General features: G+C 68.4%; 29 protein-coding genes. 16 read left to right on the top strand and 13 right to left on the bottom strand.

The annotated features are described in order from the left end of the window. Window positions 1-306 (top strand): integrase core domain-containing protein (locus B5D37_RS00005; RefSeq protein WP_143814063.1); only part of this gene is annotated, 306 nt, incomplete at its 5' end. Between the two features lie 26 nt (window positions 307-332). Here the strand turns inward: B5D37_RS00005 and B5D37_RS00010 are convergent. Next, window positions 333-1460: a DNA alkylation repair protein gene (locus B5D37_RS00010; protein WP_078756688.1), complete on the bottom strand. Its 1128-nt coding sequence runs from the start codon at window positions 1458-1460 to the stop codon at window positions 333-335. A gap of 144 nt (window positions 1461-1604) precedes the next feature. Here B5D37_RS00010 and B5D37_RS15170 point away from each other — a divergent pair, with 144 nt between their 5' ends. From B5D37_RS15170 to B5D37_RS00045, 7 genes are all read left to right on the top strand, one after another. Beyond that, window positions 1605-2678, top strand: a complete 1074-nt coding sequence (locus B5D37_RS15170) for a sensor domain-containing diguanylate cyclase (protein WP_159447308.1) — start codon at window positions 1605-1607, stop codon at window positions 2676-2678. 73 nt (window positions 2679-2751) lie between these two features. After that, complete coding sequence (locus B5D37_RS00020; RefSeq protein WP_078756690.1) at window positions 2752-3912, top strand: zinc-dependent alcohol dehydrogenase; 1161 nt, start codon at window positions 2752-2754, stop codon at window positions 3910-3912. A gap of 36 nt (window positions 3913-3948) precedes the next feature. After that, entirely contained in the window at window positions 3949-4365 is a 417-nt protein-coding gene (locus tag B5D37_RS00025) for a hypothetical protein (RefSeq protein ID WP_234987650.1), read from the top strand. 69 nt (window positions 4366-4434) lie between these two features. Continuing rightward, complete coding sequence (locus B5D37_RS00030; RefSeq protein WP_078756692.1) at window positions 4435-4803, top strand: response regulator; 369 nt, start codon at window positions 4435-4437, stop codon at window positions 4801-4803. Between the two features lie 20 nt (window positions 4804-4823). Beyond that, entirely contained in the window at window positions 4824-5675 is an 852-nt protein-coding gene (locus B5D37_RS00035) for a cyclic di-GMP-binding domain-containing protein, MshE-related (RefSeq protein WP_078756693.1), read from the top strand. Window positions 5676-5752: 77 nt separating this feature from the next. Continuing rightward, entirely contained in the window at window positions 5753-6016 is a 264-nt protein-coding gene (locus B5D37_RS00040; RefSeq protein ID WP_078756694.1) for a DksA/TraR family C4-type zinc finger protein, read from the top strand. 22 nt (window positions 6017-6038) lie between these two features. Next, a complete protein-coding gene (locus B5D37_RS00045) occupies window positions 6039-6350 on the top strand; it encodes an Mpo1-like protein (protein WP_078756695.1) in 312 nt (103 codons plus the stop codon). A gap of 22 nt (window positions 6351-6372) precedes the next feature. On the opposite strand, the gene B5D37_RS00050 is transcribed toward B5D37_RS00045, so the two are convergent. Next, the gene (locus B5D37_RS00050; RefSeq protein ID WP_078756696.1) at window positions 6373-6837 is read right to left on the bottom strand and encodes a hypothetical protein; all 465 of its coding nucleotides are present in this window, start codon (window positions 6835-6837) and stop codon (window positions 6373-6375) included. Between the two features lie 207 nt (window positions 6838-7044). Between B5D37_RS00050 and B5D37_RS00055 the strand changes: the two genes are divergently transcribed. After that, window positions 7045-8256 (top strand): GGDEF domain-containing protein, encoded by a 1212-nt coding sequence (locus B5D37_RS00055; RefSeq protein WP_143814064.1) that lies wholly within the window; start codon window positions 7045-7047, stop codon window positions 8254-8256. Between the two features lie 28 nt (window positions 8257-8284). Here B5D37_RS00055 and B5D37_RS00060 read toward each other — a convergent pair whose 3' ends face one another. The 4 genes from B5D37_RS00060 to xth form a co-directional block, all read right to left on the bottom strand. Next, the gene (locus B5D37_RS00060) at window positions 8285-9175 is read right to left on the bottom strand and encodes an SDR family NAD(P)-dependent oxidoreductase (RefSeq protein WP_143814065.1); all 891 of its coding nucleotides are present in this window, start codon (window positions 9173-9175) and stop codon (window positions 8285-8287) included. A gap of 12 nt (window positions 9176-9187) precedes the next feature. Beyond that, on the bottom strand, window positions 9188-9709 hold the full coding sequence (locus B5D37_RS00065) for a hemerythrin domain-containing protein (RefSeq protein WP_143814066.1): 522 nt from the start codon (window positions 9707-9709) through the stop codon (window positions 9188-9190). 90 nt (window positions 9710-9799) lie between these two features. Further along, window positions 9800-9991, bottom strand: coding sequence for a hypothetical protein (locus B5D37_RS00070; protein WP_078756698.1), 192 nt, complete (start codon window positions 9989-9991; stop codon window positions 9800-9802). An 80-nt stretch (window positions 9992-10071) separates the two neighbouring features. Beyond that, window positions 10072-10857 carry an exodeoxyribonuclease III gene (gene xth / locus B5D37_RS00075; RefSeq protein ID WP_078756699.1) on the bottom strand — a complete coding sequence of 262 codons (786 nt, stop codon included), beginning with the start codon at window positions 10855-10857 and terminating at the stop codon, window positions 10072-10074. A gap of 79 nt (window positions 10858-10936) precedes the next feature. Between xth and B5D37_RS00080 the strand changes: the two genes are divergently transcribed. From B5D37_RS00080 to pdeM, 6 genes are all read left to right on the top strand, one after another. Further along, window positions 10937-11794, top strand: coding sequence for a PA4780 family RIO1-like protein kinase (locus B5D37_RS00080; protein ID WP_078757399.1), 858 nt, complete (start codon window positions 10937-10939; stop codon window positions 11792-11794). Between the two features lie 28 nt (window positions 11795-11822). Continuing rightward, window positions 11823-13508 (top strand): ABC1 kinase family protein, encoded by a 1686-nt coding sequence (locus tag B5D37_RS00085; protein ID WP_078756700.1) that lies wholly within the window; start codon window positions 11823-11825, stop codon window positions 13506-13508. Window positions 13509-13575: 67 nt separating this feature from the next. Beyond that, a complete protein-coding gene (locus tag B5D37_RS00090) occupies window positions 13576-14577 on the top strand; it encodes a ligase-associated DNA damage response exonuclease (RefSeq protein WP_078756701.1) in 1002 nt (333 codons plus the stop codon). A 3-nt stretch (window positions 14578-14580) separates the two neighbouring features. Further along, complete coding sequence (locus B5D37_RS00095) at window positions 14581-16173, top strand: ATP-dependent DNA ligase (protein WP_078756702.1); 1593 nt, start codon at window positions 14581-14583, stop codon at window positions 16171-16173. A 2-nt stretch (window positions 16174-16175) separates the two neighbouring features. Then, on the top strand, window positions 16176-18671 hold the full coding sequence (locus B5D37_RS00100; RefSeq protein WP_234987691.1) for a ligase-associated DNA damage response DEXH box helicase: 2496 nt from the start codon (window positions 16176-16178) through the stop codon (window positions 18669-18671). After that, complete coding sequence (pdeM, locus tag B5D37_RS00105; protein ID WP_200809183.1) at window positions 18664-19305, top strand: ligase-associated DNA damage response endonuclease PdeM; 642 nt, start codon at window positions 18664-18666, stop codon at window positions 19303-19305. Before B5D37_RS00100 ends, pdeM begins: the two co-directional genes overlap by 8 nt. A gap of 24 nt (window positions 19306-19329) precedes the next feature. Here pdeM and B5D37_RS00110 read toward each other — a convergent pair whose 3' ends face one another. The 5 genes from B5D37_RS00110 to lplB form a co-directional block, all read right to left on the bottom strand. Beyond that, entirely contained in the window at window positions 19330-20253 is a 924-nt protein-coding gene (locus B5D37_RS00110) for an NAD(P)/FAD-dependent oxidoreductase (RefSeq protein ID WP_078756703.1), read from the bottom strand. Between the two features lie 76 nt (window positions 20254-20329). After that, window positions 20330-21241, bottom strand: a complete 912-nt coding sequence (gene rssA / locus B5D37_RS00115) for a patatin-like phospholipase RssA (protein ID WP_078757402.1) — start codon at window positions 21239-21241, stop codon at window positions 20330-20332. A 132-nt stretch (window positions 21242-21373) separates the two neighbouring features. Beyond that, a complete protein-coding gene (locus tag B5D37_RS00120) occupies window positions 21374-21853 on the bottom strand; it encodes an Hsp20/alpha crystallin family protein (protein ID WP_078757403.1) in 480 nt (159 codons plus the stop codon). A gap of 156 nt (window positions 21854-22009) precedes the next feature. Beyond that, a complete protein-coding gene (locus B5D37_RS00125) occupies window positions 22010-22786 on the bottom strand; it encodes a lipoate--protein ligase family protein (RefSeq protein ID WP_143814067.1) in 777 nt (258 codons plus the stop codon). Continuing rightward, a complete protein-coding gene (lplB, locus tag B5D37_RS14555) occupies window positions 22783-23151 on the bottom strand; it encodes a lipoate-protein ligase small subunit (protein ID WP_234987651.1) in 369 nt (122 codons plus the stop codon). Before lplB ends, B5D37_RS00125 begins: the two co-directional genes overlap by 4 nt. 57 nt (window positions 23152-23208) lie before the next feature. Here lplB and sstT point away from each other — a divergent pair, with 57 nt between their 5' ends. Continuing rightward, a complete protein-coding gene (sstT, locus tag B5D37_RS00130; protein WP_200809152.1) occupies window positions 23209-24447 on the top strand; it encodes a serine/threonine transporter SstT in 1239 nt (412 codons plus the stop codon). Window positions 24448-24451: 4 nt separating this feature from the next. Here sstT and B5D37_RS00135 read toward each other — a convergent pair whose 3' ends face one another. Both B5D37_RS00135 and B5D37_RS00140 read right to left on the bottom strand, forming a co-directional pair. Beyond that, window positions 24452-24829 carry a YkgJ family cysteine cluster protein gene (locus B5D37_RS00135; RefSeq protein ID WP_078756704.1) on the bottom strand — a complete coding sequence of 126 codons (378 nt, stop codon included), beginning with the start codon at window positions 24827-24829 and terminating at the stop codon, window positions 24452-24454. Then, on the bottom strand, window positions 24826-25497 hold the full coding sequence (locus B5D37_RS00140; RefSeq protein WP_078756705.1) for a class I SAM-dependent methyltransferase: 672 nt from the start codon (window positions 25495-25497) through the stop codon (window positions 24826-24828). The genes B5D37_RS00135 and B5D37_RS00140 overlap by 4 nt, the downstream gene beginning before the upstream one ends. Between the last annotated feature and the right edge of the window lie 72 nt (window positions 25498-25569).

Below are 25569 nucleotides of genomic sequence, written 5' to 3' on the forward strand. Positions count from 1 at the left end.
GTCCTGACCGACAACGGTGCCTGCTACAGATCGCGCAGCTTCCGCCGCCTGGTCCACCGGCTCGGCATGCGCCACCTGCGCACGCGCCCCTATACCCCGCGTACCAACGGCAAGGCCGAGCGGCTGGTCCAGACCTGCCTGCGCGAATGGGCCTACGCACGCTCCTATGCCAACTCCGAACAGCGCGCAGGCGCCCTCCCGGGCTGGCTGCACCACTACAACTGGCATCGGCTACACGCCAGTCTTGGCTACAAGCCGCCCATTACCCGCATCCCGCTGAACAACGTGCTGGGTTTACACAGCTAGCCGGCACCGGTTTCCCGAGCATAGCCTCAGGTGTCGAGCAGGAAACTCCCGCCGGCGACCACCTGCCCGTTGGCCTGTATGTCGATCCGGTGCTCGCCCGGATGGTAGCTGCGCGTGGTGACCGGTTTCAGCGAATGGTGCTTGAGCAGCACCTTCTCCTCCCGCGGCGCCAGTTCCAGCTTCCAGCCCTTGAACACCTTGGGCGAGGTGCTGCCATTGGCTTTCACGTGATGCACCACGTAGTCGATCGCCAGCGGCTGCACCTGGTCGGACTCCGAGACCAGCGTGAGCGAGAGCGCCAAGCGGTCTCCCACGTTCAGGCGGGGCCCGGGAAGCCGTAGCCGCGCGCTTCCCGCCAGCGGCTGGCCGAGTCCCCAGGCCGAGAGCACGCGCCGGTCGCCTTGCTTGAGCAGAGTGCGGCTGGCGTGTCGCAGCAACTGCCGGCGTTGTGCATCGGCCCCCGGCAGGTGCGATTCGAGCCAGTCGGCGACGATTGAAGGGTGGTCCTTGGCGATGTCGTTGAGGTGGTTGGCGACGCTCCGGCGCACGTAGGCGCTTGGGTCGTCCTGCAATGCCCGGAGGAGGGGCAGGGTCGGGCGCGGATCGCGGATCAGCTGCTTGATCTGCAGGCCCCATGGCAAACGGGGACGGCTGCCTTCGCTGACCAGCCGTCTCACGTGGGGGCTGGGATCGCGCAACCACCCGGTGAGGGTGGCCAGGGTGAAGTCGGGGTGGTGCACGAGGAAGGGGCGGATCGCGAACTCAACGGTGAAACGCTGGGTCAGGGCGTGCAGCGCCGCAAGCCCACGTTTCGGATCATCCAGCCCGCGGCGGGCAATGAATTCTCCCAGCGGCCACCCGATCCAACCGGCCAGGCCTGCAGGCGAGATCGCGAACCCCAGTTCGTCGCCCGTGGCCGCCGGGGCCAAGGCTGCCTCCACCACCGACGCGGCATGGTCGAAATCGCGCGGCAGTGTAGCCTCCAGCGCATCGGCCACCTGCATGGCGCGGGCCTTCATCTCCAGGTCTTCCAGCCCGTGCAGGGCCTGTTGCTCGAACCGCGGGCGTTCGAACCCGGGCCAGGCGCGCTGGAGGTGCTCACCACAGCTCTGGACCACCGCGGGGTTGATCAGGTTCTTGAAGGGTTCAGCCATGGAGTCGGGAGCCGGAGTCGTAGATGGCTACTGTGCCAGCCCTCACCCGCGCTTGACCGGTGCTGGCCGATTATCAGCGATTGCACGTGCAGGGGTGGGTGGCGGTTGATGGGTCTGGCCAATGGGCATCAGGCGGTTCCCCGGATGGTTCCGTGGGCATCGGCTGCGCACGGCAGGAGCGAGTACCTGCGCCTGCGCAGCGTGGTCGACGCGCTCGTCCGCATCGCTGAACATGCCGGCGATACTCGTTCCTTCCTCGAGGAAGCCACCGCCACGGTCATGGAGCTGACGCGGGCAACAGGCGCTGCCGTGCTGATCGCCCAAGGCGAGGCACTGCGGGTGGCCTCCGTGCGGGGCCAGATGCGGCGCGTCGGCCGTGCCGCGTTCGATGGTGGGGAGACGCTGGCGCGGGAGTGCCTGCGCAGCCACCAGGCCCTGCACAGCGAAGTGGCGCTTGCCGACCCCCGCTTGCACGGCAGGACCCGGGAGGAGCGGTCGCTGCACTCCCTGATTGCGACACCGCTGAGGTTCGGCGACGACGTGCTGGGGGTGCTGGAAGTCTGCTCCAGCGTCCCGCGGGCTTTCGACGGCATCGATGCCCAGGCCGTGGCGCTCATCGGCAACGCGCTGGGCGGCGCGCTCGGGCGGCAGATTGCGCTGGACGACAACGCCAAGCTGCTGGCCCAGCTGGAGACGGCGCTGGAGTCCACGCGGGCGCAGGCGCGCGAGTACCAGGATGCGGCGATGTACGACGCCTTGACCCGCCTGCCGAACCGGAGCCATTTCCTGGCCCGGCTGGAGCAGGCTTGCCAGTTGCACGCAGGCGCCCAGGACTTTGCCGTGCTGTTCCTGGACCTGGACGACTTCAAGGCGATCAACGATACCCACGGCCATGCCACCGGCGATGCGGTGCTCCGGGAGGCGGCATCCACCCTCCGAAATGCACTTCGCGACGGCGACCTGATCGCGCGGCTCGGTGGCGACGAATTCGTGGTGCTGCTGGATGGCCTGCGTGACGGCGGCAGGGACGTGCCGCGAATCGCCGAAGGCCTGGTGGCGGCGCTTGCACAGCCAAGGCCGGTCAACGGACTGGAACTGCCCATCAATGCCAGCGTGGGCTGGGTGGTGCACGACGGGGAAGCCACCGTATCGGCGTTGCTGGCGAAGGCCGATGCCGCCATGTACCGGCACAAGAAGTCGCGGCAGACGCCCGACTGATCCTGCTGTTTTTCTGTCGCGGCCTTCACGACCGATGGCGGATGGTTTGCCCATCCGAAGCGGAGGAACTGCGATGTTGGCCATGAACTACCGCCGGCCGTACAAGGTCCGGGCCGAACAGATGCCGGAACCCGAGATCGAGCACCCCGGCGACGCCATCGTCCGCGTCACCCGTTCATGTGTCTGCGGCTCGGACCTGCACCTTTACCATGGGCTCGTCCCGGACACGCGGGTGGGGTCGATCTTCGGCCACGAGTTCACCGGCGTGGTGGAAGAGGTTGGGCCGGCGGTCCGCAACCTGAAGGTGGGCGACCGGGTCCTGGTGCCTTTCAACATCTTCTGCGGCAGCTGCTTCTATTGCCAGCGGGAGCTGTACAGCAACTGCCAGAACGTGAACTCCCAGGCCAGCGCGGTGGGGGGCATCTATGGCTACTCGCATACGGCGGGCGGGTACAACGGCGGGCAGGCCGAATACGTCCGGGTGCCGTTCGCGGACGTCGGCCCCACCGTCATCCCCGACGACCTGCACATCGAGGACGCGGTGTTGCTGACGGACGCCTACCCGACGGGCTACCAGGCCGCCGAGATGGGCGACATCCGCCAGGGCGACACGGTGGTGGTCTTCGGTGCCGGGCCGGTTGGCATCTTCGCCGCCAAGAGCGCCTGGTTCATGGGTGCCGGGCGCGTGATCGTGGTCGACCACGTCGACTACCGGCTCGAGTTCGTGAAGAAGTTCGCCCAGTGCGAAGTCATCGATTTCCGGGAGATCGATGACATGGCGGTGCACATCAAGAAGATCACCGACTGGTTGGGAGCCGATGTCTGCATCGACGCCGTCGGGTGCGAGGCGGCGGGCAACTTCGCCCAGACCGTGACCGGCAAGAAGATGAAGATGCAGGCGGGCTCGGCGACGGCGCTGCACTGGGCGATCAACTGCGCCCGCAAGGGTGGCCGGGTGTCCATCGTCGGTGTGTACGGCCCGACCTTCAACGCGGTGCCCATCGGCAACGCCGTCAACAAGGGGCTGACCCTGCGGATGAACCAGTGCAGCGTGAAGCGTCACCTGCCGCGCCTGATCGAGCACATCCAGGCCGGCCGAATATCGCCGCGGGAGATCATCACCCACCGGGTACCGCTCGAAGAGGTGGCCGAGGCGTACCACATCTTCTCTTCGAAGCTGGATGGCTGCATCAAGCCGGTGCTCGTCCCGCCTTCGGCGGCGAACGCCCACTGACCGCCCGCGATGGGCGAAGACCAGAAGGAGGCACACGTGACCATTCCAGAGCAGTACGCACACATCCAGGGGTGGGGCGCCGACCTCGATCCGGCCGACCGTCCTGCGGTGCCGATGGAGCGCAAGCCGCCCCGGCTCGAGGACGCGCCGTCCGGGCCGCCGACCCAACAGGCGCAGCGGGTGGAAGTCCTCCATTCGATCGAGCGGCCGGGGCTGTCGTCGGTATTCGGCACCAGTGTCCCGCCCTCCGGTTTGAGCGGATACATGCGGCGTCAGGCGTTCAAACGCAGCGAGAACGATCTGCGCCACTGGCTGATGCTCATTGCCGCCGACCGGGTCAACGCTGTCGAAGGGGTGCTCGAGGACGCGCGGCGTTCGCCCGGCAAGGCGCTGGCGATCGGTGCCGGATTCGTGGTCGCGGCGTGGTGGCTGTCACGGGCCAGCGACCGTTAAAGATTCCCGGCCCTCGGCCGTTCCCGTTGGAGAGTCCGCCCATGCGACCTTTCCGACTGGAGCCGCCCGATGTCCGACCGTCCCACCGTCCTGCTCTGCGACGATTCCCGCGCCCTGCGCATGCTGACGGCCCGCCAGCTGGCCGAAGCCGGTTTCGAGGTCATCGCGGAGGCCGGCAACGGCCGCGAGGCGCGCGACTATTACGAGGCCAATGAGCCGGACGTGGTCCTGCTCGACCTGGTGATGCCGGAGCTGGACGGAAAGCAGGCGTTGCAGGAGATCCTGTCGTTCGATCCGCAGGCCAGGGTGGTGATCCTGAGTTCGCTCGGAGCACAGGGGGACATCGAGGAGTGCCTGCGACTGGGGGCAGCTTCCTACCTGCAAAAGCCCATCGATCCCGACGCCATGGTGCGCGTGCTGCGCCAGGTCATCGGCTGAGCCGGGCAGGAGACGAATCCATGGCTGCAAAATTCCTTGGTCAGTTCCTGCTCGAACAGGGCCTCATCGACCGGCAGCAACTGCTCGATGCCCTGGAAACGCAACGCGCCTCCAATCCGCTGTTGGGTGAACTGGCGGTGGCCGCGGGAATGCTGGAGCCCGCCCAGGCACAACGCATCAACGAGCGGCAGCGCAGTGAAGACAAGCGCTTCGGTGACCTTGCCCTGGAGATGGGGCTGCTGGGTGCCGCCCAGGTCGACGCACTCCTGGCGCAGCAGAAGCAGGGCCGCAAACTGTTCGGCGAGATCCTGGTGGAGCAGGGGGCACTGGCCGCGGAGCAACTGGCGGAGGCCCTGCGGGTGCACCAGCGTGAACGCGAGGTGGCCCTGCAGTCGGTCGAGCTGGGGCTGGCAGGTCACCCCGCCGGCGACGTCATGGAAGCCGCGCTGGCCACCTGCGGACGGCTGTTCCCGAGGCTGTTGAAGACACCCGCGCAGATTTCGAGCGCTCTGGACGTGGCCGACGCGATCCACCCGGGGCAGGTCAATGCGCTGGTCCGGATCGGCGGGGAACGCCCACTGCGCATCGCGATTGCCTGCGATCCGGACACCGCCGACAACATCGCGACTTCGTTCCTGGGGATCTCGCCGGATGATTGTGATGAGGGCCTTGCGCTCGACGCGCTGGGCGAACTGGTCAATGTGGTGATGGGCTATGTTGCCAAGGACGCGCTGCCCGACGACGCCAGCTATCGGCCCGAACCACCGGCTTTCAACGTGCCCGCCAGCGGGTTCCTCGGAGCCGGGCCTTCGCACCTGGCCGTTGCGATGACCTCCCAGCTGGGCGGGTTTGTCGTGATCGTCTCGGGCTGATTGGCCCGCCCTTGCGCTGCCCTGGAATTCACCCGGGGCGGAGTATGCTTTTCTCCGGATCGAATACCGGAGGTCCCATGGCAACGGGTTGGGCGGGAGACGGAGCCGTACAAGACCAGATCGACGCGACCGTCGAGGACGCGATCAAGCGCGCGCGCAGCCGGCTGCGCCAGGGGCCGGGGCTGACCCACTGCGAAGAGTGCGACGAGCCGATCCCGGAGGCGCGGCGCAAGGCCGTTCCCGGCGTGCGTCTGTGTGTGTCCTGCCAGGCCGCAGCCGATCGTGAAGAAGTTGGTGGCAGCATCAACCGCCGCGGCAGCAAGGACAGCCAGCTTCGTTGACGCGCGTACCAAGAGGTTGCCGATGTCACCGGGCAAGCGATTCCGGACATTCCGGGAGTTCTACCCGTTCTACCTGAGCGAGCACGGGCACCCCGTGTCCCGGCGGCTGCACTTCGTGGGCACCACCCTGGTGCTGGTACTGGTGGTCGCCGCGATTTCAACGCAGACGTGGTGGCTGCTTGCCGTGGCACTGGTGCAGGCCTACGGATTCGCCTGGATCGGCCACTTCTTCTTCGAGCACAACCGCCCCGCCACGTTCAAGTACCCGCTCTACAGCCTCGTCGGGGACTGGCGGATGTGGTGGGACACACTGACCGGTAGGCTGCGCTTTTAGCGCAGCGGGCGATGGCGGTGCGTCAGCCCCCGGGCGGCAACATCCGATGGGAGTTGAGTTGTTTCATCTGGTCTTGCGAAGCTTCCCTCAGGCGTCGCTGCTCTGCCACGGTCTGGCAGACGTTGGTGGGGAAATGCGACCCGACCTTCCTTGATCGCCGACAGACAAGACGGCTGTCTTCGCCAGCACGCGTAAGCAGGTTATTCACCAGTTCCTGGTCGTTGAATACACGCACCTGCGCCTCACGGTCAAGTACATCGATGCCGCCGGCGGACTCCAGCTCGAACTCGATTCGCTCCAACGCACCCAGGACCGCAGACCGGTCCTGAGGGTTTATTTCGGCGTAGGTCTCGCCGTCAGCCAGGGCCGCCTGCACCTCGGCTTTCTGCTCCGGAAACGGTCTGTCCTTCTCGACATCGATGCCCGATGCGGCCGTCGCTGCAAACGGCAGCACCAGGAGTGCCATCGCCAAGCCCTTGAATATCATGTCTTCCCCCGGTCAACCGTTCTCAAGGGGGACAATATAGACACACGAAGAGCGCGCCGCCAACCAGCGACGCGTCCCGGGTCAAGCGTGACCGGTCCGGCAAAACCGGAGGTCGGAGCGGATGCTGGTCACGGTTCCGCCAGCCGTTCCTCGGGACGTTCAGTGGCGGGCCGATATCTTGTAGGCCGGAACCACCGGATCCCTTTATTGAGCACGTATTCCGCAGTGATGAGCGACGGCACACCGGACCCCGGCCGGGACCACCCGGCCCCGGAACCCCCTGACGCAATGGAGGCACCGTCGCCTCCGGGCGGGGTCGCGCGCCTGCTCCAGCTGTTCCTCGGCGGCGACCGCCGGATCCGCATCCGGGTCGGACAATGGCTGGTGACGGTGCCGGTGTACCTGGGTGGTGCGGCGGTGCTGGCCATGGGCGCTACGTACGAAGCGTTCAGCGCGGGCCTGTTCGGCGCGTGGTGCGGGTACGTGGCCGTGGTATTGGCCGGCGTCTACGCGGCCCTGCGCAGCGGGTGGAGTGCCCGTTTCGAAGATGCTTCGCTGACCGCCGCGCAGATCGTGTTCGGAATCGTCGCGGTCGACTGGGCCTATGCGATCGTCGGCCCCGCACGCAGCGTTGCGTTGTACCCGCTGCTGATGGCCTTCATCTATGGCGCGTTCTCCCTGCACTGGCGCACGATCGCCGCATTGACCGGGTTTGCGCTGGCGAGCCTGTTGGCGACGATCATCGGATTGAACATCGTGGGCAACGGGGCGGTCTGGTCATTCGAGGACCCGGGTTTCCGGCTGGACCTCATCAACGCCGCGATGGTCGCGATCCTGCTGCCCATGCTGTCACTCGGTTCGATGCGCCTGTCTTCGCTCCGCCTGAAGCTGCGGGCGGAGCGATCCGCCCTGGCAGGAGCGTTGCTGGAGGTGCAACGGCTTGCGACCCATGACGAGCTGACGGGGCTGGCCAACCGTCGCGACATGCAGCATCGGCTGGACGTCGAGCTGGCCCGCTGTGAGCGTTTTGGCCATCCCTTCAGTATCGCGGTGATCGATCTCGACCATTTCAAACGCATCAACGACGCCCATGGCCACGCGGGTGGGGACGAAGTGCTGCGGACGTTCGCGGGGGCAGCGTCGCGGACCCTGCGGGCCACCGACGTCCTTGGCCGCTGGGGGGGCGAGGAGTTCCTGTTGCTGATGCCGGGGACGGGCGCAGCTGCGGCCCGGTGCAGCGTGGAGCGGGTGCTGTCGAAGGTGCTGGCGCTGCCGGAGAGCGAAGGGCCGGCGGTCTCGTTTTCCGCCGGGGTCGTGGAATACCGGCCCGGCGAGACGATCGATCAGGTGGTCGCGCGTGCGGACGAGGCGATGTACCAGGCCAAGCGTGCAGGCCGCGGGCAGGTCATCCAGTCCTGAGGGAACCGGGCCGGATCGCCCCCGCCGGTCAGCCCCGGCGTTCGGCCTCCAGCCGGGCGCGAATGGCCCCGTGCACGCCCGTCCCGATTGCCGATGGCGTGTGCAGGTTGCCGCCCGTGCGGGCTGCCTGTGGTGCCTCCGCCATCTGTAACTGGTGGGACACCGCCCCGGTCACTGCGTGGGTCAGCCATGGCGCCAAACGCTCCGCGGCGACCGCGGCGGTGGCGGGCAGCCCGACCGTGATGTCTTCGCCGGGGGCGTGTACGGCGGCCACGATAGCGTCGATGACCTCTTCCGCGTCCGTGAGCGGGTAGGGGTGGAGGCTGTAGCCGGTGTAGTTGGCGGCGTGCTCGTAGAACGGCGTATCGGCGGCCATGGGAAGGATGGTGCATACGGCGATGTTGCGCTCGCCATTGGCCGCCAGTTCCTGCCGTAGCGACTGGGACAGCCCAAGGATCCCGTACTTGGATGCGCAGTAGGACCCGTAATAGGGCGAGGGCGTGCGCGCCAGCATGGAGGCGACGTTGATCAGCGTGCCCGCCTGCATCTGCCGGAAATGGCGCAGCGCGACGTGGCTGCCGTTCACCGTACCGCCGAGGTTGGTCTGCAACACCCGCTGGTGGTCGCGCAGCGGGATCTCGTCGAATCGACCCAGCGCGGCGACACCGGCGTTGTTGATCCAGACATCGATGCGCGGGAACTTCGCCAGTGCCGCCTTTGACAGCTTCTCCACGTCATCCGGATTGCCCACGTCGGTGGTGACAGCCATGGCACCGGGGCCGCACTCGCGGGCGAGTTCCTGCAACAACTGGCCACGGCGCGCCGCGAGGACCAGTTGGTGCCCCTCGGCGGCGAGGCGCAATGCCATCCCGCGGCCGAACCCGCTGGAGGCGCCGGTGATGACAATGGTCTTCGCCATCGGACCGTCCTCCTAGCGCATCAGCGATTCGAACGCCGCCTTGAGCTCCGACTTCGTACCCGCGTGGGCGACGGCGGCATTGCCCTCCGGCGACTCCTTCCAGTCCTCGTACTGCTGGTCCAGCCCGGCCAGTTCCTCGGCGGAGAAGAGTTTGCGCGCCATGTCGAACATGGTGGTTTCCTCCTCCTTCGCGTGGTGGTCGATCAACTCGCCCAGTACCTTGGCCGAGCCGGCGAACTGCGGGGTGTCCGGCTCGTTCGACTTGAGATCGGGCAACACCACCAGTTCCACCGCACGGTGCTCTTGCACCGCTTCTGCATGGGTCTTGAGGCCGTCGCGGTCGGCGCGGTCGGCGAACTCCGGATAGAAGACCTCTTCCTCCCACTTGGCGTGGGGCAGCAGGTTGGCCTCGATCTTCTCCAGCAGCTCCTGCCGGGTCTTCACCGCGCGGTCGGTGGTGCCTTCCATCTCCTTGAACAGTTTGCGCAGTGCATCGTGTTCGGCCTTGAGCGTCTTCAGGATGTCGCGTGCCATGGAACTCCTCCCGTGAATTCATCGTTCCCTGCCACCACGCTAGCCGGCGAGCGGGCAAAACGGTGTGATCGGGCGGTGCCGGGTCGGGGATCAGCCTTTGTCCGCGCCGTCGCGGAATCCACCGGGGGCGGCGGGATCGCGCTCCTGGTCCTCCGTGGCGGCATCGTCCCCGGTGCCGGCCAGGTCTCGCCGGTCCTTGTCGTTGATGTTGGCGACGCCCTGGCCCAGGTTCTTGCCCTTGTCGGCGCCCTGGGCTTCGCGGTTGCGTTCGGAGCTGGACATGTCTCGTCTCCAGTTGGGGGGTGTGACCCACGCTGGACCTGCGCCGGTAAATTCCACGTGTGTTTAGCGCTATCGCCGCGTCACTCGTCCAGGACGATCCAGGTCGGGGCGTGGTCACTGGGTTTGGGTCGTCCACGCACCCAGCGGTCCACGCCGGCTTCCCGTAGCCGCGGCAAGAGGCCGGGACTCAGCAGCAGGTGGTCGATCCGCAGCCCGGCATCGCGCTCCCAGTGTTTCCGGAAGTAGTCCCAGAAGGTGAATATCTTCTCCTCCGGGTGCAGGGCCCTCACCGCGTCCGTCCATCCCTGTGCAAGCAGGCGGGCGTAGGCGTCGCGGCTCTCGGGCTGGAGGAGCGCGTCCTTCTTCCAGGAACGCGGGTTGTAGATGTCCAGCTCGTCGGTCGGTACCACGTTGTAGTCGCCGGCCAGCACCACCGGATGGCCCGTGCCGTGGAGGCTCGCGGCATGCTCGATCAGCCGCTCGAACCAGGCCAGCTTGTAATCGAACTTCGGCCCGGGCTGCGGATTGCCGTTGGGCAGGTAGAGGCAGCCGACGATCACGCCATGGGCCACGCCTTCCAGGTACCGGCTCTGCTCATCGGCAGGATCACCGGGCAGACCGCGCCTGCTTTCCAAGGGCTCCATGCCACGCGCGAGGATGGCGACGCCGTTCCAGGACCGCTGGCCGTGCCAGATGGCCCCGTAGCCGGCGGCGCGGATCTCGTCGATGGGAAAAGCATCGTCCGGTGCCTTCAGTTCCTGCAGGCAGACGATGTCCGGCGCCTCGCGCTCCAGCCATTCGACCAGTGCGCCGATGCGCGATCGGACCCCGTTGATGTTGAAGGTGGCGATCTTCAGTGTGGACATGGCGGGCGATGGCCTCCGGCGTGTCGACGCGCATTGCACCATAATGTCCGCCCATGCCCACGACCACTGCCCCGATACGATGAAAACCCCTCCCGGCCTGCAGCCGCTGGTCGACGACGGCATCGTCGACGAGGTGGTGCGTCCCCTCAAGAGCGGCAAGGAAGCGTCCGTGTACGTCGTGCGCAGCGGCGGCGAGGTGATGTGCGCCAAGGTCTACAAGGACATGGCGCAACGCAGCTTCCAGGCGCGGGTGCAATACCAGGAAGGCCGGAAGGTGCGCGGCAGCCGGCAGGCACGCGCGATCGGAAAGGCGAGCAAGTTCGGCCGCCGTGAGCAGGAGGCCGCCTGGAAGAACACCGAGGTCGACGCGCTCTACCAGCTCGCCGACGCGGGCGTCAGCGTCCCCAGGCCCCACGGCTACTTCAACGGCGTGCTGCTCATGGCCCTGGTCACCGATGCCGACGGCCACAGTGCCGCCCGCCTCGGCGAAGTGGAGCTGGCCCCCGAGGAGGCCCGCGACTACCACCGCCGGCTGGTGCGCGACGTGGTGCGGATGTTGTGCCTGGGGCTGATCCACGGCGACCTCTCGGAATACAACGTGCTGGTGACGCCCGATGGCCCGGTGATCATCGACTTCCCGCAGGTGGTCAGTGCGGCCGGCAACAACGCCGCGCGGGAGATGCTGCTGCGCGACGTGCACAACATCCGCGACAGCCTCGCCCGGTTTGCGCCCGAGCTGGCGACCACCCATTTCGGCGAAGAGATGTGGGCGCTCTACGAGAAGGGCGATCTGCAGCCGGACAGCGAGCTCACCGGCCGCTTCGTGTTCGACCAGCGCAAGGCCGACGTGCACGCGGTGCGCATGTCCATCGAGGATGCGCGCCAGGAGAACCTGATCCGTCAGCAGGGCCGCGAGGCTGCTGCCGAGGACGATTGACCGCACCACCCACCGGAGAGACGCGACGATGTGGACCGAAGGCCTCGCCGCCACCCGTGACCTGGGACGCCTGCAGGAGCTCGCGTCGATCCTGATCCGCTACGGGTTCGGCGACATGGTGCGCCGCATGGGGCTGGCCCGGATCCTGGCGGGTGCCGGCAAGCTGCTGCCGTTGGCGCAACTGGAGGAACTGGTCGAGCTGCCCACGCCGGTCCGCCTTCGCCGCGCATTGGAGGAGATGGGTCCGACGTTCGTGAAGCTCGGCCAGGTCCTGGCGACCCGCGTGGACCTGTTTCCGCCGGACTGGATCGCGGAATTCGGCAAGCTGCAGAGCCACGCGCCGGCGGTGCCGTTCGATGCGATCCGCCAGCAGATGCTGGAGGACCTGGGTGCCGCCCCCGAAGAGGTCTTCGAGGTGCTGGACCCGAAGCCCCTGGCGGCTGCTTCGATCGCACAGGTCCACCGGGCCCGGCTGCACGATGGCACCGAGGTGGTGGTCAAGGTCCGCCGTCCCGGCATCCGGCGGGTGGTGGAGGCCGACATGCGGTTGATGCAGCGTGCGGCGCAGGCGCTGGAGTCGCGCTTCCCCGAGATGCGGCAGTTCCAGCCACTCGGTGTGGTCCGGCAGTTCAAGGCTTCGCTCACCCGCGAGCTGGACCTGGCAGCGGAATGCCGCAACGCGGAGCGCATCGCCGCGAACTTCGCCGGCTGCGACGACCTGGTAGTGCCCACGGTGCACTGGGACTACACCAGCGAACGCATGAACGTGCAGGATTTCGTACAGGGCATCGGCGTGGCCGACCTGGCGGCCATGGAGGCCGCCGGTCTGGACCGGCGGGCGGTGGCGCGGCGCGGGGCGCAGCTGGTTCTGGGCATGATGTTCGAGGACGGCTTCTTCCACGCCGACCCGCATCCAGGCAACGTGTTCGTGCTGCCGGGCAACCGCATCGGGCTGATCGACTTCGGCATGGTCGGGCGGCTTTCCGAGGCGCGCCGCCGCCAGGTCGTGGGCCTGCTCGATGCACTGGTCCGGCGTGATGCCGAGGGCGTGACCGACGTGCTGCTTGACTGGGCGCACCAGCCACCCGATGTCGACGAGGGCCTGCTCGCGCAGGACGTGGATGCGATGGTCGACCGTTGGCATGGCGTGCCGCTGGGCCAGCTCGACCTTCCAGGCATGCTCGTGGAGGTGACGAACCTGTTGCGGGCGAACCGGCTGGTGTTGCCGGCGGACCTTGCGCTGCTGATCAAGGTGTTCCTCACGCTGGAGGGGCTGGGACGCCTGCTCGACCCCGAGTTCGACATGGCGACCGAGGCGGAGCCTTTCCTGCGGCAGGCGATGATCGAGCGCTACTCGCCGGCGACGGTGGCGCGCGAGGGCATGCAGGCGGTCAGCGACACCGCCGGGATCCTGGCGGGGCTGCCGCGGGACATCCGGCGTCTGCTGCGTTCGGCAAGGGCCGGCAACTTCAAACTGCACCTGGACGTGGACCACCTGCAGCGGTTCGGCAACCAGGTCGACCATTCGGCCAACCGCCTCACCGTCGGCATCGTGCTTGCGGCGCTGATCGTCGGCTCGTCCATCACCCTGACCGTCGACGGCGGACCCACGCTGCTCGGCCTGCCGGTGTTCGGACTGCTGGGCTTCCTCGGCGCGGCGGTGGCGGGCGCGTGGCTGGTGGTGTCTATCTGGCGCAGCGGCGGAGGGAAGTAGGCGGCATTGCCGTCGACGCACCAGCGCCTATGCAGGGCGCTGACACCGTCGCCCGTACGGTTTGGCCATGCGCGCCAACGATGACCTGGTGGTATTGACGAAGGAGGGGCTGTACTGCCCGGCCGGTGGATTCCACATCGACCCGTGGCGTCCGGTGCCGCGTGCAGTGATCACCCATGGCCACGGTGACCATGCCCGGGGTGGGATGGGCGAGTACCACCTGGCGGAGCCGGGGCTGCCCATCCTGCAATGGCGGCTCGGCGAACAGGCGTACGCGGTGCATGCGTATGGCGAGGCCTTCCGGCTTGGAGACGCGCGGGTGTCCTTGCATTCCGCCGGGCACGTGCTGGGCTCTGCGCAGGTGCGGATCGAGGTCGACGGCCGCGTCTGGGTCGCCTCGGGCGACTACAAGCGCCAGCCCGACCCGACCTGCGCCCCGTTTGAAGTGGTGCCCTGCGACGTCTTCATCACCGAGGCGACGTTCGCCCTGCCGGTCTACCGGTGGCCCGACACCCCCGAGGTCGCCCGGGAGATCGTGTCCTGGCGAGAGCATTGCCGCGCCCGCGGGGAGGCGGCCGTACTGCTGTGCTATGCGCTGGGCAAGGCCCAACGCCTGCTGGCGGAACTCGACGCCTTCACCGACCAGCCGGCGCTGGTGCACGGCGCGATCGAGACGGGCGTGCAGGTCTACCGCGAGGCCGGCATCCGGATGCTGCCGACACTGCCGGTATCGGAGCAGGAGCGCGGCGCGGACTTCGCGGGGCAACTGGTGCTGGCGCCACCGTCCGCGGCCGGCAGCCCATGGATGCGGCGCTTCCGAAGGTCCCAGCTGGGTTTCGCTTCGGGCTGGATGCGCGTGCGCGGCAACCGACGGCGTCGCAACTACGACCGCGGCTTCATCGTGTCCGACCACGCCGACTGGCCGGCGCTGCTGCGCACCATCCGCGAGACGGGCGCGCGGCGGATCATCGCCACCCATGGCAACACCGACGCCATCATCCGCCACCTCAACGAGAGCGGCGTGCCGGCAGAGGCATTCCGCACCGACTACGGCGATGGCGAGGAATAGCCGTTGAAACGCTTCGCCGCCCTCTACGTCGAGCTCGACCGCAGCACGGCAACCACCGACAAGCGCGCGGCGCTGATTGACTACTTTCGCGAGGCGCCGCCGCGCGACTCGGCCTGGGCACTGTGGCTGCTGTCGGGCGGCAAGGTCTCGCGAATCGCCAACACCCGCGAGCTGCGCGAGTGGATCGGCGAGGAGAGTGGACTGCCGCAGTGGCTGGTCGACGAAAGCCACGACCACGTCGGCGACCTCGCGGAAACCCTCACGCTGCTGCTGCACGACCCGACGGAAGAGGTCGATCGCCCCCTGCACGAGTGGATCGAACGATGCCTGTGGCCGGTCTCGGGTGCCGATGCCGCGCGTCGCCACGCGGCGGTACTCGATGGCTGGCGCGGGCTCTGCCACGACGGGCGGCTGGCGTTCAACAAGCTGCTCACCGGTGCACTGCGGGTGGGCGTATCGCAGCGACTGGTGCAGCAGGCACTGGCTGAGATGTCCGGCATCGACATCGCGCGCATTGCCCAGCGCATGCTCGGCAGCTGGCAGCCCAGCGAAGCGTTCCTGCGGGACCTGCTGACGCCGGGTGAGCTGCCCGGAGACAGGCGGCAGCCGTACCCGTTCTTCCTGGCCTCGCCGCTGGAGGCGGCGGTGGCCTCACTCGGGCCGGTGGACGACTGGTTGCTGGAGTGGAAATGGGATGGCATCCGCCTGCAGTTGATCCGCCGGGAGGGCGAGGTAGCACTGTGGTCGCGCGGCGAGGAGCGGCTGGACGGGCGTTTCCCGGAAATCGAAACCGCGGCTGCCGCGCTGCCGCGCGATTGCGTGATTGACGGTGAGCTGCTCGGCTGGCACGACGACACGCCCCACCAGCCAATGCCGTTCACCGCGCTGCAGACCCGCATCCAGCGCCGCAAGCCGGGGCCCAAGACCCTCTCCGCGACGCCGGTGCGCGTGCTTGCCTATGACCTGCTGGAGCTCGACGGCGATGACCTCCGGGGACACCCGCTGTCCCAGCGACGCAGCCGGCTGCACGAGCTGCTGGCGGCGACCGGGGATCGACGCATCGCGTTGTCGCCGGAGGTCTCCGTGCCGGACTGGGACGCCGCGGCCGCGCTGCGCGCAGGCGCGCGGGAACGTGCCGTCGAAGGCCTCATGCTCAAGCGTCGGTCCTCGGTGTACCAGGCGGGCCGCCGTCGGGGTGACTGGTGGAAATGGAAGATCGACCCGCTGACCATTGACGCGGTGCTGATCTATGCGCAGTCCGGGCACGGGCGGCGCAGCAACCTGCATACCGACTACACCTTCGGATTGTGGGACGGCGAGGCGCTGGTGCCGGTCGCCAAGGCGTACTCGGGCCTCGATGACAAGGAAATCCTGCGGCTCGACCGGTGGGTCCGGGCGAATACGCTGGAGCGCTTCGGCCCGGTCCGCTCGGTGCCGGCGGTGCACGTGTTCGAGCTGGCGTTCGAGGCGGTCAACCGCTCGAGCCGACACAAGTCCGGCATCGCGGTCCGCTTCCCGCGGATCCTTCGCTGGCGCGATGACAAGCCGGCCAGCGAGGCGGACCACCTCGAGACGTTGAAGGCGCTGGCGCGGTGACGGTGCCGACACGGCGGGCGCTGCAGTCGGCCCGGCGCCGGCTCACCGACTGGTTCCTCGATCGCGGCTGGAAACCGATGCCGTTCCAGCGCGAGTTGTGGCGCCGCTACCTTGCGGGCGAATCCGGCCTGCTGCACACCCCGACCGGCAGCGGCAAGACGCTGGCCGCGTTCGGCGGTGCGCTGCTGGAAGCCTTGGCTACGGGAGGGCAGGGGCCGAGTGCGCCCGCGGCAAGTCCGGCGAAGCGCCGCAAGGTCCCGGCGCCTGTGCTCAAGGTGCTGTGGATCACGCCCCTGCGCGCGCTGGCCAGTGACACCGTCCGCGCCCTGCGCGAGCCGATCGAGGGGCTTGGGCTGGAATGGCAGGTGGGCCTGCGGACCGGCGATGCCTCGGCGCGCGACAAGCGGTTGGCGCGCAGTGGCCGGCTGGACGTGCTGGTGACGACGCCCGAGTCACTGTCGCTGCTCCTGTCCTATCCCGATACCGCCAGCCACCTTGCGGGGCTGCGTTGCGTGGTGGTCGACGAATGGCATGAGCTGCTGGGCAACAAGCGCGGCGTGCTGCTGCAGTTGGCGCTGGCCAGGCTGCGGGCGCTTGCGCCGGGAATGCGGCTGTGGGGGCTCTCGGCCACCCTCGGGAACCTGGCGGAAGCCCGTGACGTGCTGTTGCCGCACCTGCCGGGGGCACCGGTGGTGGCGGGTGCCAGGCCACGACCGATGAAGCTGACTACGCTGCTGCCACCTGCAGGGGCGCGCTTCCCGTGGGCGGGCCACCTCGGGCTTTCGCAGCTGCAACGGGTGGTGGAGCAACTGTTCAAGGTGCGCACCAGCCTGTTGTTCACCAACACCCGCGCCCATGCGGAGTTGTGGCACCAGGCGCTGTCGGCGGTCTGGCGTGAGGATCCGGCGACCCTGGCGCTGCACCACGGGTCACTGGACCCGAAGTTGCGCGCGCTGGCGGAGAGCGGCTTGCGCGACGGCAGCCTGCGCTGCGTGGTCGCCACTTCCAGCCTCGACCTCGGCGTCGATTTCCCCGCGGTGGACCAGGTGCTGCAGATCGGCAGCCCGAAAGGCGCAGCGCGCCTGCTGCAGCGGGCGGGCAGGGCCAAACATCGACCGGGTGAATCCGGCGAGGTGGTCTGCGTGCCGACCCACGTACTGGAGGTGGTCGAGTACGCAGCGGCACGGGAGGCGGTGGCGGCCGGCGAGATCGAAGCCCGTCGACCTCCGCGCCTCAGCCTGGATGTGCTCGCGCAACACTGCGTCACCCTGGCCCTGGGTGGGGGTTTCAAACCCGACGAACTCTTCGCGGAGGTCCGCGCGACCCATGCGTTTGCTGCGCTGGATGCGGAAAGCTGGCAGGCCGTGCTGGACTTCATTGTCCAGGGCGGCCGGGCTCTGGAGCACTACCCGGACTACCGGCGCGTGGTGCGGGGGGAAGACGGCGTGTACCGGGTGGAGGAGCGCCGCGTCGCCTTCCGCCACCGCCTGTCGATCGGCACCATCACCAGCGATGGGTCGGTATCGATCAAGTACCTCAAGGGCGGCCGGCTCGGGTCGGTGGAAGAGAGCTTCATTGCCCGCCTGCGCCCGGGCGACATCTTCCAGTTCGCCGGCCGGAGCCTGAGCCTTGTACGGCTGGAGGACATGACCGCCTACGTCCGCCTCGCGCGCGGCAGTGGCGGCAAGGTGCCCAAGTGGGCGGGTGGAAGGATGCCGCTGTCCTCGGAGCTGGCGCATCGGGTGGAGGCGGTGCTCGCCGGCCCGCGGGACACACCGGAGCTGCGGAGCATCGCCGGCCTGCTGGACCTGCAGCAGCGCCTGTCGTCCTTGCCTAGACCCGGACGCTTGCTGGTGGAGACGGTGAAGGCGCGAGATGGCCGCTACCTGTTCGTGTACCCGTTCGCCGGCCGGGCTGCGCACGAGGGGCTGGCGGCGTTGTTGGCAATGCGCTGGGGCAGGCATCGACCCAATACCTTCGGTTTGGCCGCCAATGACTACGGATTCGCGCTGTTGCCCGACGTCGATGACGTACTCGACGAGGACGAGCTGCGCGGATTCCTCGGGCAGGAGAACCTGCTGGAGGACCTGCTCGACAGCATGAACATCGGCGAGCTGGCGCGACGGCAGTTCCGCGAGATCGCGCGTGTCGCCGGGCTGTTGCCGCCGTCGCTGCCCGGTCGCGCGCCGCGATCGATGCGACAGGTGCAGGCCTCGAGCGGGCTGCTGTACGACGTGCTCGAGCGCTACGATCCGGACCACATGCTGCTTGCGCTTGCCCGCAGCGAAGTACTGTCCGGCCAGCTGGAGGTCCAGCGGCTGCGGGATGCACTGGAGGGGATCGGCCAGCGCGACATCGACATGCATCGCCCGCGCACGCTCACTCCGCTTTCGTTCCCGCTCTGGGCCGAAGGCATGCGTGGGCAGCTGAGCACGGAGGACTGGAAGACGCGTGTGCAGCGCGCCGCTGTCCGACTGGAGCAACGCCATGGTGGATGATCGCCTGATGGTGGAGGTGGCCGGCGAGCGGTTGGAGCTGCTTGCCGATCGTGCCCTCCACTGGCCAACCAGGCGTCGCCTGCTGGTGGCCGACCTGCACCTGGGCAAGGGCGACGTGTTCCGGCGTGCCGGTATCGCGCTGCCCCGTGGCGGGACCAGCCACGATCTCGAGCGCCTGGCGCGGCTGGTCGCCGCGACACGTGCCGAAGAGCTGTGGGTGCTCGGCGACCTGCTGCACGGACCGGTGTACGAGACGGCATGGCAGCACGCGTGGCGGGGATGGCGGGTGGCGCACGCCTCGCTGCGGGTCGCTTCGCTGGTGGGCAACCATGACCGGGCCCTTGCGGCTTCCGGCATGGAGATCGACCTGCTCGGGGCGGCAGTGGACGAGGCGCCCTTCGCTTTCCGTCACGAGCCCACCGCCCACGCATCGCTGCACGTAATGTGCGGCCACCTCCACCCCCAGGTGGCGCTGCCCGGCCTGCGCCGGCGCCTGCCTGCGTTCTGGCTGAGGCCGGGGGTGACGGTACTGCCGGCGTTCTCGGCCTTCACCGGCGGAGTGGTGGTGCAGCCCTCTGCGGGGGAACGCCTCGCCGTCTGCGCCCAGGGATCGGTCACGATGGTGCGCGGCTGAGGCTCGCCGCCGCGGTTGCACCGCTCAGCGGGGATTGGCGGGCAGCGCCCGGTGCACCGCGGTGGCAGCGATCGCCGCATGGCCCACCGCGACCGCGATCTGGTTCAGGGCGCTGACGACATCGCCGATGGCGTACAGGCCCGGCACGCTGGTCTGCAGGTGGTCGTCCACGACCAGCGCGTCTTCCTCGTCGACCCGTGCCCCCAGGGCGACCGCCAGCCCGGACCCGTTTTCCGCGCCGAGCACCGGATAGATCGTATCGAAGCGGCCGGGTTCCGCGTCCGCGAACTCGACCCGGCACGCGCCGTCCTCCAGCACCATGCGCGTCGGCGTCGAACGCAGCGTCACGCCGGCTGCTTCGGCCATGGCGAGCAGCTCCGGATCACTGCAATCGCTGCCGCTGCTGTCGATGGCGGTGACGTCGCTGGAGAACGATCGCAGGAACCCAGCGTGCGAGATTGCCTGTTCGGCAGGCGCGAATACGGCGATGGCGTCGTCGCTGGCCTCGTAGCCGTCGCAGACAGCGCACAACCGGACGACCCCGCGCGCGATCGCATCTTCGATGCCTTCGAATCCCGGCAACCGGTCCTTGGCACCCGTCGCCAGGATGACCTTGCGCGCGTGCCATTGCCGCCCTCCGGCAGTCGCGATGAATGCCTGGCCGTTCCGCTCCAGGCCCTCGACCCGCGCCTCCACCGGCTCCACGCCGTATTCCGCGGCATGGGTGCGGAATCGCGCCAGCAGCTCGTTGCCGGCGACCCCGAATGGGAAGCCGGGGCAGTTGTGGCTGGCGGGAATCCATCGGGCACGGCTTTCGCCGGCGTCGATCAGGGCAGTGCGCCGCCGGAATCGGGCCAGGTAGGTGGCTGCGGTCAGTCCTCCAGGCCCGCCACCGATGATCAGGCAGTCGAGCAGGTCGGGTGCGGTGTCGGCGGCAGGGGTGGGCACGTCTTATCCACGAGGTCGGGCATGCGAGCTTGGCCCACTTCACCGTGAACGCGAAGTAGCGGACCCCGGCGCGTGGTCAGTGCGACAGCAGGCCGGCGGCGTCGAGCGCAGGCAGCGAAGCCTGTACCGCCAGCCGGCCCGCCTCGATGGCTTCGGCCGCGCGATCGAATTCCAGCACGCCCACGTGGCCCAGCCGCGGCGTGATGTTGACGTCGGGCGGGTCCCCGGCCATCCGGCTGCGGGTGATGCGGACCTGCATGATGTCGATGCTCGCAGTGACCACCCCCAGCATCGAGGGCGCGCGGCGCGTGTCGCTGCCCTGGCCGGGCAGCAGGCCGCTCAGGCCCCGGTTGAGGCGCTGCATCCAGTCGCTGCCGTTCGTCGCATCCGGCACGGGCTCCGGCTCCGGGACCGGTTCACGCAGGGCGCGGCCCAGGATGTCGGAGGCCAGGTCGACGGCGATCACGATATCGGCCTCCATGGCCCGCGCCAGCGAAATGGGAACGGGGTTGACCAGGCCACCGTCGACCAGCAATTGGTCGTCGCGCCACACCGGGGCCAGCAGGGCGGGCAGGGCGATCGAGGCGCGCACGGCATCGAGCGTGGAGCCGTGCCGGAGCCAGACCTCCGCGCCGGTCTGCAGCACCGTCGCGGTCGCGCCGAATTCCAGGTCGAGCGCTTCGATCGGTCGGTCGTGGAAGTAATCGCGGAACAGCGACATCAGCCGCTCGCCCTTGAGCATCCCGCCGCCGAGCTGGAAATCCATCAGCGCGAAGATCTCGCGGCGCGCCAGCTTGCGTACCCACTCCTCCAGGCGGTCGAGTTCACCGGCCGCCAGTGTGGCGCCGACCAGCGCACCGATGGAGGTGCCGGCGACGATGTCGGGCCTGATCCCGAGGTCCGACAGGGCGCGGATCACCCCGATGTGGGCCCATCCGCGGGCGGAGCCGCCTCCAAGGGCGAGGCCGATGCGGGGTGTGCGGGGCATGGTCAGAAGGTCGGGCCGGGCATGGCGCATTCTGCCACGCAGGCCTGAAGCCCCGGCCGCCCACGAAGAAACGCCGGAGCGCGAGGCTCCGGCGTCGGGTACTGCGCAGCCGTCTCTTGGCGGCCCGCTTGGTCAGTGCTCCTGGCGCTGGCCGCCACCCACCTGGATGCGGCGGGGCGTCGTCTCGGGGCGCTTGGGGATGGTGATCTCCAGCACACCGTTGCGGCCGTCCGCGGTGATGCCGTCCGGGTCGGCGCTGTCGGGCAGCGCGAAGCGCCGGTGGAAGGTGCCGTGCGCCCGCTCGATGCGCGAGTAGCGCTCGGTTTCGGTGCGGTTCTCGCTCTGGCGCTCGCCCTTGATGGTGAGGATGCCCTTGTCCATGCTGACTTCGATCTGTTCGGGGTCGATGCCCGGCAGGTCGGCCATCAGCACGAAGCGGTCGTTCTCTTCCTTGATGTCCACGCGCGGGATCCACTGGCTGGTGACCACCGAGGAGTCATCCGTGGAGCCTTCCTGGAACAGCTGGTTGTCGAACAGCCGATCGAAGATCTGGCGGATCGGATCCTGCCGCAGGCCCTGCTGCGGCCACTGGTTGTTGTTGCGGCGGGTCATGTTGTTGCTCATTGCTCGTCTCCCTGGTTCTCGCTGGGATGTATCGCTGGATGTGTCTCGGGACCCATGGTCCACTGACGCGGTAACTAGGCGCAGGCCGCGGTCAAATCAAGGGTCCCGCGAGCAGGCCCCTGCCGGGATTCAGCGTCCAGTCGGTCAGGGCACCACCGAGGTCCAACTGGCGGTGGAGAACTTGCTTTCGACAAGCTGCAGCGCCTGCCCCAGCTCATCGGGCGTGAGCGCGTCGACGCTCAGGCCGTGGTCGCGGCGGAAGGTATCGACCATCCGTTTGATCACCGCTTCGCGCGGCAGGCCGGTCTGGCTGCGCAGCGGGTCGACCCGCTTGGCGGCGCTGGCGGTGCCCTTGTCGGAGAGTTTCTCCCTGCCGATGCGCAGCACCTCCAGCATCTTCGTCGCATCGATGTCGTAGGCCATGGTCACGTGGTGCAGCACCGCGTGGGGCTTGCGGGCCTGGGCGGCGCCGGCGATCTTGCCGGCGGCGGAGGTGATGTCGTTGAGTGGCTGGTACCAGGCCTCGATACCGAGGTCGGCGAGGGCGCGGATCACCCATTCGTCCATCTGCCGGTAGGACTCCTGGAAGGACAGGTCCTCCACCAGAGACAGCGGGGCGCAGATCGAATAGGTGATGGTGTTCCCGGGCTCGATGAACATCGCGCCGCCGCCGCTGATCCGGCGGACCACTTCCACGCCATGGCGGCGGGCGGCTTCGGCATCGACTTCGTTGCGCAGCGATTGGAACCGCCCGATCACTACCGCCGGCGAAGCCCATTCCCACACGCGCAGGGTGGGGCGGCGGCGGCCCGCGGATACCTCGTTGGCAAGGACTTCGTCCAGGGCCATGTGCATGGCCGGGGACTGCGGCTCCATGTGGATCAGCTGCCAGTCGTGGTCGCGCCAGCGGGTGCGGCTCATGCGCGGTCCTCCGTGCCCTCGACGGCCAGGGCGCGGCGGACGGCCACCGCGACTCCGCGCGCAGAGATGCCGTAGAGGTGGGCAGCGGGATCCAGGCCTTCGGCCACCGCCGTTGCGAGTTGGTCTTCGCTGCTGTCGGCGGGAAGTCCCTCCAGCGCCCGGTTGATGGCATCCAGCGATGAGTCGGGTTCGAGGAAGAAATCCCCACTGACCTGCACGCGGCGCAGCCGGCCCTCCTCCACGGTCAGGTCGACGACCACGAGTTTTCCACCCGGTTCCTTGTACTCACCGTGCATGCGACGGCTCCCGTTGAAGTTGTGGACATGGTGTGCGGCGGTGCCCGCGCGTTCAATGACCCATGTCATTTGCGCATCCGGGGCCGCTGTCGGCCACAATGCCCGCTGCCCAACCGATTGGACCGCATGCCGATGCCCGGATTCCTGCAACGCTTCTTTGCGCTGATCATGCGTACCAGCCTTGTCAGCCAGATCGTCGTCGGCCTGGTGGCGGGCGTGGTGCTGGCGCTGGCCTGGCCCGCCGGCGCGGCTTCCGCCGGGCTGCTGGGGTCGGTGTTCGTTTCCGCGCTCAAGGCGGTCGCCCCGGTGCTGGTCCTGGTGCTGGTCACCGCCTCGATCGCCAACCACGCGCGGGGGCAACGCACGCACATCCGGCCGATCCTGGTGCTGTACCTGTTCGGCACCCTGGCGGCCGCGCTGGTCGCGGTGTTCGCGAGTTTCCTGTTCCCGACCAGCCTGGCGCTCGCGGTCCCCGCCGACACCGAGCTCGCACCGCCGGAAGGCATTGGCGAAGTGTTGCGGACCCTGCTGTTGCAGGTGGTCGACAATCCGGTGAACGCACTGGTGACCGGCAACTTCATCGGCATCCTCGCCTGGGCGATCGGGCTGGGATTGGCGTTCCGGCATGCATCCGACGCAACGCGGCAGGTGGTGGGGGACCTGTCCGCCGCCATCACCCGGTTGGTGCGGGCGGTGATCCGGTTGGCACCGCTGGGCATCTTCGGACTGGTGGCGGCCACCCTGGCCGAGACGGGACTGTCCGCCCTGGCCGACTACCTGCGCCTGCTGGCGGTCCTGGTCGGCTGCATGCTGTTCATGGCCCTGGTGGCGAATCCGCTGATCGTATTCGCCAAGACCCGCCGCAACCCGTACCCGCTGGTGTTCACCTGCCTGCGCGAGAGCGGGATCACCGCGTTCTTTACCCGCAGCTCCGCCGCCAACATCCCGGTCAACATGGAGCTGAGCCGCCGGCTTGGACTGCATGAGGAGACCTATTCGGTCTCGATCCCGATCGGGGCGACGATCAACATGGCGGGCGCGGCGATCACCATCACCGTGCTGACGCTGGCTGCGGTGCATACGCTGGGAATCGCAGTAGACCTCCCGACGGCGTTGCTGCTGAGCGTGGTCGCGGCGGTAGCGGCTTGCGGCGCCTCGGGCGTGCCGGGCGGGTCGCTGTTGCTGGTGCCGCTGGCGAGCGGGCTGTTCGGAATTTCCACGGACATCGCGATGCAGGTGGTGGCGATCGGATTCATCGTCGGCGTGGTGCAGGACTCGGCGGAGACGGCGCTCAATTCCTCCACCGACGTGCTCTTCACCGCGGCGGCGGCACCGCCTCCGGACGCAGTGCCGGACCCGTTGTAGCGGGTCAGGCGCCGAGCCCACCCGTAGCGGGTGGCAGCAGCGTGATCGGGATGGCCGCTTCACGCGGATCGGCATGGCCGTAGGCACTGCGCTCGCTGCGGCAGTAGGCACTGCCCATCACGAACTTGCGGCAGGTTTTTGGCCGCAGCTCGTAGATGCTGCAACACATCCGCGTCTGGTCGACCGCGACACACCATCCATCTTCGTCGCGCGCCATGACGTCCAGACCGCGGTGGTCACGCCATACCAGGTGTCGGGGCACGGGGTCGTCGGGCATGACGACGACAGTGAGCCGGCAGCACACCGCGTCGCAACTGCTGCAGGACACGGCAGGATCGATGGCTTCGTCGTCGAGCACTTGCGGACTCGCGGAGACGCTCATGCCGCCGCCGTTGCGGCGGGACGCGAGTAGTGCAGCAGGCGTCCGCGGAACGGGGCCAGGTCGCTCGGGCCCATGGCGGCGCGGACCTCGCTTGCCTGGAATCCCATCCTGGCCAGTTCGCGCGTGAACGGGTTGCTGTTTCCGCGGCCCGGGTCGCTCACCACGATCTCCGCGGTGGGGTTCAGGTGGCGATCCATCAGGGACGCCAGGAGGAGCGCATGCCCGCGCTCGTAGAGGATGTCGCTGCCGATGATCACGTCGAAGCGTCCCAGCGCGGGCAGCGGGACATCCCACTGCAACTGGCGGTACGGGACGGCCGGCAACCCGTTCAGGGCAGCGTTGTATGCCAGGAATGGCTCGGCATTCGGATGGATGTCGCTCGCGACGACGTCGGCGCCGCGGCGTTTCAATACCAGGCTCGCCAGTCCGAGGCCGCAGCCGATTTCCAGGATGCGCTTGCCACCGATGTCGAAGCTGCTCATTGCTTCGGCCAACAGTTGCCCGGCAGGCCACAACTGCCCGAACAGGCACCATTGGGCAGAAGAGATCCCCAGCCGTGCGGCGTGCCCGTCGGGGTCCGAGAACTGCTGCAGGTCGCTGAGCGCGCGGATGCGATAGTCGATGCCGCCGATGCGGATCAACTGCTGGATGGTGGTGTAGCCCGGCATGGGAGGTCCCGTGGGCTGGCCTGCATCGCAGGCAGCGGAGGAGCGCGATATCGGCGGGGATGCGCCGCGCGC

The sequence above is a fragment of the Lysobacter spongiicola DSM 21749 genome (genome assembly GCF_900167055.1).
GTDB lineage: Bacteria > Pseudomonadota > Gammaproteobacteria > Xanthomonadales > Xanthomonadaceae > Novilysobacter > Novilysobacter spongiicola.

Bases quoted from the DNA above. Each gene is read 5' to 3' on its own strand.
- B5D37_RS00010 (WP_078756688.1), bottom strand. From the start codon at position 1,460: ATGGCTGAACCCTTCAAGAACCTGATCAACCCCGCGGTGGTCCAGAGC.
- B5D37_RS15170 (WP_159447308.1), top strand. From the start codon at position 1,605: ATGGTTCCGTGGGCATCGGCTGCGCACGGCAGGAGCGAGTACCTGCGC.
- B5D37_RS00020 (WP_078756690.1), top strand. From the start codon at position 2,752: ATGTTGGCCATGAACTACCGCCGGCCGTACAAGGTCCGGGCCGAACAG.
- B5D37_RS00030 (WP_078756692.1), top strand. From the start codon at position 4,435: ATGTCCGACCGTCCCACCGTCCTGCTCTGCGACGATTCCCGCGCCCTG.
- B5D37_RS00035 (WP_078756693.1), top strand. From the start codon at position 4,824: ATGGCTGCAAAATTCCTTGGTCAGTTCCTGCTCGAACAGGGCCTCATC.
- B5D37_RS00040 (WP_078756694.1), top strand. From the start codon at position 5,753: ATGGCAACGGGTTGGGCGGGAGACGGAGCCGTACAAGACCAGATCGAC.
- B5D37_RS00045 (WP_078756695.1), top strand. From the start codon at position 6,039: ATGTCACCGGGCAAGCGATTCCGGACATTCCGGGAGTTCTACCCGTTC.
- B5D37_RS00050 (WP_078756696.1), bottom strand. From the start codon at position 6,837: ATGATATTCAAGGGCTTGGCGATGGCACTCCTGGTGCTGCCGTTTGCA.
- B5D37_RS00060 (WP_143814065.1), bottom strand. From the start codon at position 9,175: ATGGCGAAGACCATTGTCATCACCGGCGCCTCCAGCGGGTTCGGCCGC.
- B5D37_RS00065 (WP_143814066.1), bottom strand. From the start codon at position 9,709: ATGGCACGCGACATCCTGAAGACGCTCAAGGCCGAACACGATGCACTG.
- B5D37_RS00070 (WP_078756698.1), bottom strand. From the start codon at position 9,991: ATGTCCAGCTCCGAACGCAACCGCGAAGCCCAGGGCGCCGACAAGGGC.
- xth (WP_078756699.1), bottom strand. From the start codon at position 10,857: ATGTCCACACTGAAGATCGCCACCTTCAACATCAACGGGGTCCGATCG.
- B5D37_RS00080 (WP_078757399.1), top strand. From the start codon at position 10,937: ATGAAAACCCCTCCCGGCCTGCAGCCGCTGGTCGACGACGGCATCGTC.
- B5D37_RS00085 (WP_078756700.1), top strand. From the start codon at position 11,823: ATGTGGACCGAAGGCCTCGCCGCCACCCGTGACCTGGGACGCCTGCAG.
- B5D37_RS00090 (WP_078756701.1), top strand. From the start codon at position 13,576: ATGCGCGCCAACGATGACCTGGTGGTATTGACGAAGGAGGGGCTGTAC.
- rssA (WP_078757402.1), bottom strand. From the start codon at position 21,241: ATGCCCCGCACACCCCGCATCGGCCTCGCCCTTGGAGGCGGCTCCGCC.
- B5D37_RS00120 (WP_078757403.1), bottom strand. From the start codon at position 21,853: ATGACCCGCCGCAACAACAACCAGTGGCCGCAGCAGGGCCTGCGGCAG.
- B5D37_RS00125 (WP_143814067.1), bottom strand. From the start codon at position 22,786: ATGAGCCGCACCCGCTGGCGCGACCACGACTGGCAGCTGATCCACATG.
- lplB (WP_234987651.1), bottom strand. From the start codon at position 23,151: ATGACATGGGTCATTGAACGCGCGGGCACCGCCGCACACCATGTCCAC.
- sstT (WP_200809152.1), top strand. From the start codon at position 23,209: ATGCCGATGCCCGGATTCCTGCAACGCTTCTTTGCGCTGATCATGCGT.
- B5D37_RS00135 (WP_078756704.1), bottom strand. From the start codon at position 24,829: ATGAGCGTCTCCGCGAGTCCGCAAGTGCTCGACGACGAAGCCATCGAT.
- B5D37_RS00140 (WP_078756705.1), bottom strand. From the start codon at position 25,497: ATGCCGGGCTACACCACCATCCAGCAGTTGATCCGCATCGGCGGCATC.